This window comes from Spiroplasma endosymbiont of Tricholauxania praeusta (genome assembly GCF_964019535.1).
GTDB lineage: Bacteria > Bacillota_I > Bacilli_A > Mycoplasmatales > VBWQ01 > Spiroplasma_E > Spiroplasma_E ixodetis_A.
On the sequence record NZ_OZ026450.1, the window covers coordinates 494,821 to 506,699 of the forward strand.

Consider the following 11,879-nt stretch of genomic DNA (forward strand, 5'->3'; position numbering starts at 1 on the left):
ACTGTTAATTATTATTGGCGGTGATTTTTTATATGAAATATCCTTTTGTTAAACAAGAAACAGAAAATGATTGTGGTTTGGCATGTCTTGCTATGATATATAGGTTTTATTTTAAGAAGAAGTTATTAATTAATGACATAAAAAAAGATATATTTTTAACAAAATTGGGAATTAATCTTTTAGAATTAAAACAATTAGCTAGTAATTATAATTTATTATTAAAATCTTATAATATTAATTTTGATAAATTAAAATCACTAATAATTGTTAAACCATTAATTATTCAAATATATAATGCTAATGTTGGATTTCATTTTGTAGTTATTTACAAAAAGAAAAAAAATAAATGACTGGTGGCAAATCCAGAAGATATTGAACTTAGTTGAAAAAATATTGAAGATTTTGCAAAAATTTTTACAAATGTTGTTATTTCAACTAATATAATAAATAAATTCTTTATTACTAATAAAAAAAAGATGAATAAAATTAAAAATTTTTCACCATTTTTGATTCCAAATTATTTATATTATTCATTAATTATTATAATTAATAATTTATTTTTGGTTACTACCTTTTTTATAGCACAAGTATTTTATAAGCATTTTATTAATCAAATTATTTTAAATAATAGTTTACAGTTAGCAATGATTTTATTATTAAGTTTCTTTTTTATTAATTTAATGAAAATTTTAATTGAATATATTTTAAATAAAATATGTCAAAAATTTTATTTTTATTTCAATAACTTTTTAGTAGATTTATTTCATAATAAATGATTTAAAAGTAAATGGAATGGCAACCCTTTTTAGGACTGTTTTTTGGTAGACACTTGTTTTTGATAATTAACTGGAGTTAGGTAGTTTAAGGTGCTGTGAATTCTTATGTTGTTGTATCAATTGATATAATCAAATAATTCTAATTTTAATTTGATTAATGATGTAAAATTTTTATCATTAATAAATTCAGTTTTGAAAGTTTTAAAAGTTGCTTCAGCAACAGCATTGTCATAAGGACAGCCTTTTTTGCTTAAAGATCGAGTTATGTTGAATGCTAATAAAAGTTTATCAATACTTTTATTATTAAATTCGTTACCGCGATCGCTATGAAATATTTCAATATCTTTTAAACAGCGATTTGAGTGCATAAATGCTTGATATACTAATGATGCATCTTTTTTAGTACCTACACTATGTCCAATAATTTCGCGGTTAAATAGGTCTATTAATAAGCAAATATAGTTTCACTTACCATTAACTTGAACATAAGTTAAATCACTAACAATAACTTCATTTTTAATTTTATTATTAAAGTTTCTATTAACAAGATTGGTAATTTGACTATCATTGACTTTATTATGATGATTTTTGAATGATAATTTAGTGTATTTTGATATTAAATTATGCTTATTCATAATTTGTTTAATTTTTCTGCGTGATAAATAAATTTCTTGGTTTGCTAGTATGACTTTTAATCTTCTAGTACCATAAACTTCTTTATTTTCTTTAAAAGCACTAATAACAGCTTCATCATAAATATTATTTTGATTTTTATTTTTTTTCTTTAAATTAAAATAATATGTTGATTTAGAGAGTTTTAAAAAACGACACATTGTGCGAATTTTATATTTAGATTTATTATTTGCAATAATTTCTATTTTCTGCCTATTATTAGTGCTGCTTGCTTTAAAATATCATTTTCCATTCGTAATTGTTTTAATTCTTTATTTGCTTGAATTAATTGTTTTTCTAAATCAGAAAGATTATCTTTGGTTTTAAAACTGCCTGAATTAGTAAATTGCTTAATTCATTTATAAGTAGCCGCTCTTGTAACGTTATATTCTTTAACAAGACAAGATACTGACTTGCCACTTTGATATAAAGCTACTATTTGTTTTTTAAATTCATCTGAATATGAGTTAATATTGGCCATAATTATTTTCCTTTCTTTTAACTAATTTGTGAACTTGTCTACGTAATTAGTGTCCAATAAAGTGTAACCCATCCAAAACCAATAGAAATACAAAAATATAATGGTAGTGATTTTTTACAAATATATCAAGATATTAATAATATATCAACTATGTTTTGTCATAATAGTTTAGAGATAATTATTAATTTTATTACTAGTGTTATTGTTAGCATAGTTTTGATTAAGATTCATTTTATGATTTGATTAGTAAATTTATTAAATGGTTTTATAACAGTATTAATTAATTTTATAATAATGTTATGAAAAAAACCATTAGTAAAAAAAGAACTAGTTACCAAATTAGATTTGCAGCAACAAATAATTTTAAGTCAAAAAAATTTTGAAGATGCCTATTTTCGCAATTTGCAACTGCATATTAAAAGTATATTAGTTAAAAAGTATAATACACATATTAATAATTATTGACAATTAAATAATTTAGTTATTAATAATAGTTCGTTAACAAGTTTTATTAAAAATATTATTAGTTTTATTACTATATATTTATCATTAATATTAATTTTTGATGGTAAAATTAATCTATCTCAATTAATATTTATTACTAGTATTAGTATTTATATTAATTCTTTTTTTCAAAATATTGGTAATAGTCTTATTTTCTTTCCGGTTTTTATTAAATCATTTCAAAGATTTAATAATTTTATTAATTGTAGATTACAATATAAGAATAACAAAAATTTTTTTTCAATATCAATTAATAAAATAGTATTAAAAGATTGTTATTTTAATTTAAGAAATAAAGTAGTTTTTAGTAATTTAAATTTAATATTAAAACAAAGTAATATTATTATTGGTCCTTCTGGCATTGGTAAAACAACCTTACTATCATTATTAATTCAGAAATATGTGCCTTTTCAAGGTAAAATTTTAATTAATAATGAAATTGGATTAGATAATATTTCATATGAATTTTGACAAAAAAAATGTATTTATTTACATTCAAATTCTATTATTCATAACGGTACAGTTTTAGAAAATATTTTATCATTTAATATTACAAAAGAAAAATTAATAAATTTTCAAAAATTAGGATTTAATGATCTCTTGGGCAGTTTAGGTTTAACAACATTTTATTATTGTCAAGAATATGGGGCTAATCTTAGTCAAGGTCAAAAACAAATAATTATTTTCTTAAGTTTATTTTTTTATGATTGAAAAGTAATTTTATTAGATGAAATTTTGAGTAACATCAATAATGATTTAAAAATAAAGTTAATAACTTTATTATTGAATCATTATAAAAAAATAATTATTATTTATGCAGGTCATGATTTAACACTAGTAAAATTATTTAAAAATGTAATTGATTTAAATAATTATAAAAGTATAGATGGTAATGAATAATGATTTTTTTTAGAAAAAGTACTTATTTATTAGGGAGTAGTTCAATTTTTCTTTTTTTAGGACTCTTATTAGGTTTAAAAATTATTAATATTCCTCATGTTTATGCTGGTAATGGTCAAACTATTTTTATAAGTGAGACAAGATATGAAAATAAGGGACACTTTGCTTATTTATTAGATTTTAAAAGAGAAGAATGTTTAAAGTTTAATAGTTTTAATCAAATTACTATTTTTTTCTCTATTAATAAATGTTATTTAACAATTTTTTTTCCAAAATGAAATGATAATAATCAACTTTTAATTGAAGAAAATATTAATTCTAATACATATTTAAATCAAATGGTATTAATAATTATTGGTGAAGAAAGTTTGTTAACATTTATTTGAAATAATATTACAACATAAATGTAAATATTGATATAATTTAATCAAAAAGAAGTTAGGTAGATAAATGCCAGCAAAAATTAATATTGTAAATATTTACAATGATCATAACTATGACATTAAAAATTTTAATATTTTATCAGAAAAAATTTTAAATGCAGTAGCTATTAAGTTAAAACAGAAAATTACATGGTGTATTGCTGTTATTTTTAATGACGAACAGACTAGTATTGAATTAAATAAAATGTATCGTCATAAAGATTATGTTCCTGATGTTTTATCATTTGGAAATAATGATGATGATTTTCCAAATATTAATATTGATATTAGAGATTTAGGTGATGTTTATATTTGTTATTCAAAGGCAGTAGCGCAAGCACAAGAATATGGCCATAGTTTAATTAGAGAATTATCATTTCTTTTTATTCATGGATTACTTCATACATTAGGATATGATCATCAAAATAGCGTAGAAGAAAAGGTTATGTTTGATTTACAAGATGAAATTTTAAATATTCTTGGTATTACTAGAAAATAAGGGGTGGTATAATGGAACAAGATATAGATTTATTAGTATTATTGAAAAAAGCAAAAGCAATACAAAAAAATGCTTATGCTCCTTATTCTTTATTTAGAGTTGCTGCAATAGTACTTTTGAAAAATAGTAAAGAAGTGTTAGGAGTAAATGTTGAAAATGCTGCATACTCAGTAGGCATTTGTGCTGAAAGAGCGGCTTTGTCACAAGTTATTGCTCAAGGTTATAAAAAAGAAGATATTATTAGTCTATTTTTAATTACTGATAGTGAAACTGTTGGTTCTCCTTGTGGTATGTGTCGTCAATTTATGATTGAAATTATGCCAGAAACATGTCCTATTTATATTAGTAATAAAAATGAAAATAATGATACTAAAACAATTTGTAAAATATTAGTAAAAGACTTATTACCTTTAGCGTTTAAACCAAGTTCATTGAAAGGGAATTAATTTATGAATAATAATTTTAAATCAGGTTTTGTTAGTTTTATTGGTAGAAGTAATGTTGGAAAATCAACTTTATTAAATACCATTCTTCAAGAAAAAAAGGCAATTGTGTCTAATAAACCACAAACAACCAGAAATCAAATTCAAGGTATTTATAATAGTGATGATATGCAAATCATATTTTTTGATACTCCCGGCATTCATAAACATAATAACCAACTTGGACGAATGATGAATCGCGATGCTAATCGCGCCACTAAAGAAACTAACATTATTTGTTTATTAGCGCCATGTAATGAATACATTGGAAATAGCGATAAACATATTATTAAATTATTATCAGAAAAGGTAAATACAACTATTCTACTTTTATTAACTAAGGTTGATTTAGTAACAAAAGAAAAATTAATGGATAAAATTAATGAGTGAAAAGATTTATTACCATTTAAAGAAATAATTCCAATTTCTGCTATAAAAGAAATGAATTTAGATATATTATTGAAAAAACTATATGAGTATTTACCAATTGGTGAAAAGAATCATTTAATCGAAAATAACGATGATGTTTCAGATAATACTTTAATTAAGGAAATTATTCGTGAAAAAATTTTAAATTTAACAGAAGAAGAAATTCCTTATAGTGTAGCAGTATTAATTGAAAGTATTAATTATAATCCAAATACTAATATTACTGATATTAATGCTGTTATTGTTGTTGAACGAGACTCACAAAAAGGAATTATTATTGGTAAAGGAGGTAGTATGATTAAAGAAATTGGAATAAGAGCTAGAACAGATTTAGAAAGTATTTTTGATTCTCATATTATATTAAAAACTTTTGTAAAAGTAATACCTGATTGAAGAAATAATCCTAGAAAATTAAAAGAGTTAGGTTATAGTTAAAATATGTTTAATATTGATACTGGTTTGATTTTAAACATTAACTACATTAAATCAATAAATAATGTTACTATTTTAACATCAAATTATGGTGTTAAAATAGTTTCTTTACCAGAAATAAAAATCAATTTAAATAAATATAGTCTTTTAGATTGTTGAATTTTTATTTTTAATCAAAATTATGATTGTTCAAACTTATGTATAACATATAAAAAAATAAAAAGTTTTAATAGTTTTATAAATGAAAAAAGTTATCAATTGATTAAGAGTTTTAACAAGATAGTTATTAATTATTTAGAAAAAATTAGTATTAATAATAAAAATATCTTTTCTTTTTTATTTAATTTATATGAACAGTTAATGATAAATAGTAATTTTAAGAAAGTTTATGTTTTTTTCTTATTTCATAGTTTAATATTTCAAGGAATTCAGTTTAACTTTACTAATTGTATTAATTGTAATCAAATAACTAATTTGTATTTAATTAATTATGATTTGGGTGGTGTTTTTTGTAAAAATTGTTCTTTAAAATTAGCTATAATTAATTTTGACATTGTTTTGTTTAAAAAAATATATCAACTTTATTTATTAAATTATCAAGATATTAATAAATAAAGTTGAAAAAGAAGAACTTAATAAAATTCTTAATATTTTAGAAAACCACTGTCAAAAATATAATAATAAATTAATAATTACATAAATATTTTAATAATTAGTTGTTATATTGTTTTTAATAATATATAACACTTATAATAGGTTGACAAAACCTATCTATGAACATATTATTAACAAGATTATTCTTTTTAGAGATTTTATGTATTATTTAAGATATTTAAGAAAATTTTTATGATTAATGGAGGGGCAATGATTAATAAAATTATCAATGATAAGTCAATGAAGGAAATAATTACTCATTTAAAAGAAAATGGTTTTATTTTTCAAGGATCAGAAATTTATTCAGGTCTTGCTAATAGTTGAGATTATGGTCCGCTTGGTGTAGCACTTAAAAATAATATTAAGAAAAGTTGATGAGTTTTTTTTGTCGAAAAAAATCCATACAATGTTGGGCTAGATAGTTCAATTATTATGAAATCTAAAGTTTGAGAAGCTTCAGGGCATTTGAGTAATTTTAGTGATCCATTAATTGATTGTAAAAAATGTAAGTCTCGCTTTCGAGTTGATAATTTAATTAATCATTATTTTCCTAGTATTAATTGTGATAATTGAAGTAATGAAAAATTAGAAACATATATTAATCAAAATCATATTAAATGTATTAAATGCAATAATGAAGATTGAACTAAAGTTAGACAATTTCAATTAATGTTTGAAACATATCAAGGTGTTTTAAAAGAAGATAAAAATAAAATTTATTTAAGACCTGAGACCGCACAAGGAATATTTATAAATTTTAATAATGTAAGAAATAGTTGTAATAAAAAAGTACCATTTGGTATTGGTCAAATTGGTAAAAGCTTTAGAAATGAGATAACTCCTGGTAATTTTATTTTTCGTACTAGAGAATTTGAACAAATGGAATTAGAATTTTTCTTTATTCCAAAGGATAAAAATGATAATACTTGATTTAATTATTGAGTTGATCAATGTAAAGAATTTCTCTCTCTAGTAGGTTTATTGAATTCAAAAAATATAAAATTTAAAAATCATGAACAAAATCAACTAGCACATTATGCATTAGCAACTACTGATATTGAATATAATTTTCCTTTTGGTATGAGTGAATTATGTGGTATAGCTAATCGTGGGAATTATGATTTAACAAAACATAGTGAGAATTCTGGTGTAAATTTTGAGATTCAAGATCCTAATGTTACAGTAAAAAGAATGGTTATTCCTTCAGTTATTGAACCTTCAATTGGTGTTGAAAGGCTTTTATTAGCTTTAGTTTGTGAAGCATTTACAAAAGAAGTTTTAAAAGACGATAAAGAACGGTTAGTGTTAAAATTAAATAAGAGTATTTGCCCTTATCAAGTAGCTGTTATGTCTTTAAATAAAACAAAATTAGGTAAAGAGGCATATGAAATTTTTGAAATGTTAAATAAAACACAATTAAGAGTAATTTATGAAGCATCATCAAGTGTTGGTAAATCTTATCGTTATCAAGATGGTATTGGTACTATGTATTGTGTAACAATTGATTATGACACAAAAACTAAAGGTACTGTTACAATTAGAGATCGTGATACTACAAATCAAGTTATAGTTAAAGTTGATCAACTTAAAGAATATTTATATGACAAATTAGACATTATTTGTTAGAATTGTGTGAAAAAATATGGATATCGAGTTTAATAAAAAAATTAATGAAGTTAAAGCAAAAATTAATATTGTCGAAGTTATGGGTAAATATTTAAATTTGATCCGTAAAGGCAATAATTTTTGAGCTATCTGTCCTTTTCATGAAGACTCTACTCCTTCATTATCAATTTCACAAGAAAAACAAATTTATAAATGTTTTTCTTGTGGTGAACAAGGAAATGTTTTTATTTTTTTACAAAAATATAAAAATATTAATTTTATTAATGCTCTTAAAGAAGCAGCAGATAATGTTAATTTAAATTTAAAAGAGTTTGATATTAATTTATCTGAATTTAATGTTGAAACTAAAAAAAATCCACTAAAAATTTTAAATAATATTGCAATGAATTTTTTTAGTTATCAGTTACTAACTGATATTGGTCAAGAAGCAATGAAATATTTACAAAATCGTAATATTACTACTGAAAATATTAAATATTTTAATATTGGTTATGCACCTATTAATAATGAATTAATAGATTATCTTAATGCACAAGGTTATAAAGATAATATTGAATTTGTAAAATTAGGACTTATGAAAATTAATAATAAGGATCAACTTCTTCCTACCTTTTCAAATCGAATTATGTTTGCTATTAAAGATGAAGATGGAGACTGTGTTGGTTTTTCTGCAAGAAATTATAATAGAGAAGATAAAAGTTATAAATATATTAATAGTCCAGAAACAGATTTTTTTAAGAAAAGTAAAATTTTATATAACTTTAATAATGTTAGAAATTATATTAAAAAAAATGAAGTTATTTATTTGACTGAAGGTTTTATGGATGTTATTACTCTAAATAATCAAAATATTAAAAATGTTGTTGCTTTAATGGGAACAAATTTAACAAAAGAACATATTTTACTTTTAAAAAAAATTACTACTAATATTATTATTTTTTTAGATGGTGATTTACCAGGAAAAATAGCATCTTTAAAAATAGCTAGTGTTTTATTATCAAATAATTTTAAAGTACAAATTATCAATAATGATACTAAATTTGATCCTGATGAATTAATAAATAAATTTCCTCAAAAATTTTATGAAATAATAAAAAAAACTATTCATCCTTTTGAATTTGCAATTAATTTATCATTAACTAAATATAACATTAAAAAAGATAGTTATGAACTTAATGAATTTTTAAAATCATTAGTTCCAATTTGAACAAAAATCAATGATGTTATTACTCAAAAGTTTTATTTAAATATGTTAGCAAAAATAACTAATTTATCCACTGAAGACTTAATACAAATTTTAAATATTGATAATAATTTAGTAACTACAACTTTTAGTATCAAAAATAAATCTAAAATAGAAGTAAAAAATATTTTTTTTGAAGCACAAGAACAACTTATTTTTTTAGTAATGTTATCAAGAAATGTTTATTTAATTTTAGAAAAAGAAAAATTTATTTTTCCAAATCAAGATTTTATGAATTTATACTTTTTAATTAGTCAAAAATATCAAAATAATCAAATAGAAGCAATTAATTTTGATTTAATTTTAGAAGAACTTAAAGGTAATTCACTTTTAAATATTTTAGAAAAACTTCTTGATAAGTATAAAAATAAAAAGTTTGATTTAAAACCTCAAATTATTAATGATTACTTAAAAATTATTAATAATCAACTAATTGATTATGAAATAAAAATGATCAATGATAAATTGAAATCTGAAAAAAATATTGAAAAACAAATATTGTTATTAAAAGAAATATCAGTATTAAAAAATAAAATAAAGAAAAAATAAGTATGATGATAAATTAAGGATAAGGTGAAAATATGGCTGCTATACAACAAAAAACGAAATTGAAAAAACTTTTAACTTTAGAGGAAGTAGAAAGTAATTTAATTAAAAAATTAGAAAAGAGTCAAACAAAAGAATTAAAACAAGAAGATGTCATTAAAGAGTTTGCACATTTAAAATTAGATGATGATACGATTGAGGAAATTTTTGATCGGTTAGAAAAAGAAGGAGTAGTCTTTACTGATATTTTGATGGATGAAGTTGAAGATGATGCTAATTTTCCCGATATTGATGATGAACAATTACCTGATAATTTAGATATTGATATTTTAGTTAGTGATTTGAGTTTTAAAAATACAATGGGGATCTCTAATGATACAAGAAGAAAAGATGGAATTAAGTCTTATTTTAATATTTTGGGAACAAGTCAAATATTGAGTCAAGGTGAGGAAATTAAATATGCTAAAATGTTAGAATCAAAAGATGTTGAGGAAAGAACATATGGTCGTGAGCAATTAATTAAATCAAATTTAAAATTAGTAGTTTCTGTTGCTAGAAAACATTTAAATCGTGGTTTAGATTTTGCTGATTTAATTGAAGAAGGTAATATTGGTCTTATTAAAGCAGTTGATAAATTTGATTATCGCCGTGGTTTTAAATTTTCAACTTATGCTACTTGATGAATTAGACAATCAATTACACGAAGTTTAGCTGATCAAGGTAAAATGGTTCGTGTACCTGTTCATATGGTTGAAAGAATTAATAAGTTAACAAGAATTGAAAGAAACTTAACACAAGAATTAGGTCGTGATCCTACTCATGAGGAAATTGCCAATAAAATGGGACAAAACATGACAGCCGATCGTGTTCGTGAAATTAAAAAACTTGCTATTGAACCAGTATCTTTAGAAAAACCAATTGGTGAAGAAGATGATACACATTTTGGTGATTTTATTAAAGATAAAAATATGCTATCTCCCGATGAATATGCTGAAAGACATTGATTAAGAGAACAATTGGATCGTGTTTTTGCTGAAGTATTAACAAAACGAGAAGAAAAAGTTATTAGAATGCGTTTTGGAATTTTACCAACAAAATTAAGAAAATTATTAGAACTTTGTGAAGATGAAAAAGAAATTACTGAATTAAAAACAGTAGTTAATAATTTACAGTTACACTATGATACTAGTTTAGATAAAACAGAATTGTTAATTGATAAGGTTGTTCATCGTCATATTACTAAGTACGATTCTCCAAAAACTCTAGAAGAAGTTGGTAAAGAATTTATTGTTACAAGAGAAAGAATTAGACAAATAGAAGCAAAGGCAATTAGAAAATTAAAACATCCGTCTAAATCTAAACATATTAAAGAATTTTATAAAGGATAATAGTTAACATGTTAACTATCAATAATATAATTAATGTTTTAGAAACATATTTTCCTTTAAAAGATGTTTGTGAATGAGATTTTTCAGGAATACAAATTAAATCAAAAACAAAAACCAATATTAATAAAATTTTAGTTTGTTTAGATGTTACTAATGAAGTTTTAACTGAGGCCATTAATAATAATATTGATTTAATAATTTCTCATCATCCATTAGTTTTTGCTAAAGATATTAATCAATCTAATATTTCAAATTGAAAAAAAGAATTATATAGTAAAATACTAATAGCAGATATTAATGTATATTCATTACATACTAATTTTGATATATCATTAGTAGGTATGAATATGTTGATGGCTAAAGAATTAAGAATTAAAAATATTCATTTTATTAATGAAGAAAAGTTGGCAATAGTTGGTAAATTTGATAGACAAATGCCATTAAAAGAATTGATTAATAACTTAAAAAAATATTTTAATGTTGCAAACATACAATTGGTTAATAATAAATTGAGTGATAACAATATAGTGACTGTTGCTTTATCTGCTGGTGCTGGTGGTGATATTATTAGTAATTTATCTAGCAATATTGATTTATTAATTACTGGAGAAATGAAATGAAACTATATTATGGAAGCTAAAGATAGAAAAATTAATGTTATTTTGGTTGGTCATTATATGGAACAAAAATTTGTTGATTTTCTTTTTCAATTACTTATTGAAAAATTATCAACAAAAGTTAAAGTTTTTAAATATAATTTAGAAAATCCTATTACTTTTTTTTAAACTTATAAAATTTAAAAAGGAAAAAACTATTTTTTAAATA

12 protein-coding genes are annotated in these 11,879 nt (G+C 21.8%); 11 read left to right on the forward strand and 1 reads right to left on the reverse strand.

Annotated elements, in window-relative coordinates; translation table 4 throughout:
- Window positions 1–32 precede the first annotated feature (32 nt).
- A complete protein-coding gene (locus tag AACK96_RS02760; protein WP_338974920.1) occupies window positions 33–809 on the forward strand; it encodes a cysteine peptidase family C39 domain-containing protein in 777 nt (258 codons plus the stop codon).
- Here AACK96_RS02760 and AACK96_RS02765 read toward each other — a convergent pair.
- Window positions 806–1,929 (reverse strand): IS3 family transposase gene (locus AACK96_RS02765; RefSeq protein WP_338974922.1). Its coding sequence is split into 2 segments (ribosomal slippage): window positions 806–1,686 and window positions 1,686–1,929, totalling 1,125 coding nucleotides; the frame shifts between segments, so codons are not numbered across the junction. The genes AACK96_RS02760 and AACK96_RS02765 overlap by 4 nt on opposite strands.
- Before the next feature lie 234 nt (window positions 1,930–2,163).
- Between AACK96_RS02765 and AACK96_RS02770 the strand changes: the two genes are divergently transcribed.
- The 10 genes from AACK96_RS02770 to AACK96_RS02815 all read left to right on the forward strand — a co-directional run bounded on the left by AACK96_RS02770 (window position 2,164) and on the right by AACK96_RS02815 (window position 11,839).
- Window positions 2,164–3,333 carry an ATP-binding cassette domain-containing protein gene (locus AACK96_RS02770; protein WP_338974924.1) on the forward strand — a complete coding sequence of 390 codons (1,170 nt, stop codon included), beginning with the start codon at window positions 2,164–2,166 and terminating at the stop codon, window positions 3,331–3,333.
- The gene (locus AACK96_RS02775) at window positions 3,333–3,737 is read left to right on the forward strand and encodes a hypothetical protein (RefSeq protein WP_338974925.1); all 405 of its coding nucleotides are present in this window, start codon (window positions 3,333–3,335) and stop codon (window positions 3,735–3,737) included. The genes AACK96_RS02770 and AACK96_RS02775 overlap by 1 nt, the downstream gene beginning before the upstream one ends.
- A 46-nt stretch (window positions 3,738–3,783) precedes the next feature.
- Window positions 3,784–4,254 (forward strand): rRNA maturation RNase YbeY, encoded by a 471-nt coding sequence (gene ybeY, locus AACK96_RS02780; RefSeq protein ID WP_338962514.1) that lies wholly within the window; start codon window positions 3,784–3,786, stop codon window positions 4,252–4,254.
- An 11-nt stretch (window positions 4,255–4,265) separates the two neighbouring features.
- Window positions 4,266–4,700, forward strand: a complete 435-nt coding sequence (gene cdd, locus AACK96_RS02785) for a cytidine deaminase (RefSeq protein WP_281748063.1) — start codon at window positions 4,266–4,268, stop codon at window positions 4,698–4,700.
- A 3-nt stretch (window positions 4,701–4,703) separates the two neighbouring features.
- On the forward strand, window positions 4,704–5,600 hold the full coding sequence (gene era, locus AACK96_RS02790) for a GTPase Era (RefSeq protein ID WP_338974927.1): 897 nt from the start codon (window positions 4,704–4,706) through the stop codon (window positions 5,598–5,600).
- A gap of 3 nt (window positions 5,601–5,603) precedes the next feature.
- Complete coding sequence (locus AACK96_RS02795) at window positions 5,604–6,212, forward strand: hypothetical protein (protein ID WP_338974929.1); 609 nt, start codon at window positions 5,604–5,606, stop codon at window positions 6,210–6,212.
- Between the two features lie 249 nt (window positions 6,213–6,461).
- Window positions 6,462–7,877 (forward strand): glycine--tRNA ligase, encoded by a 1,416-nt coding sequence (locus AACK96_RS02800; protein ID WP_338974931.1) that lies wholly within the window; start codon window positions 6,462–6,464, stop codon window positions 7,875–7,877.
- Window positions 7,878–7,893: 16 nt separating this feature from the next.
- Window positions 7,894–9,669, forward strand: coding sequence for a DNA primase (dnaG, locus tag AACK96_RS02805; protein ID WP_338974933.1), 1,776 nt, complete (start codon window positions 7,894–7,896; stop codon window positions 9,667–9,669).
- A 32-nt stretch (window positions 9,670–9,701) separates the two neighbouring features.
- Complete coding sequence (locus AACK96_RS02810) at window positions 9,702–11,054, forward strand: sigma-70 family RNA polymerase sigma factor (protein ID WP_338974934.1); 1,353 nt, start codon at window positions 9,702–9,704, stop codon at window positions 11,052–11,054.
- A gap of 8 nt (window positions 11,055–11,062) precedes the next feature.
- Entirely contained in the window at window positions 11,063–11,839 is a 777-nt protein-coding gene (locus AACK96_RS02815; RefSeq protein WP_338962532.1) for a Nif3-like dinuclear metal center hexameric protein, read from the forward strand.
- Window positions 11,840–11,879: the final 40 nt, after the last annotated feature.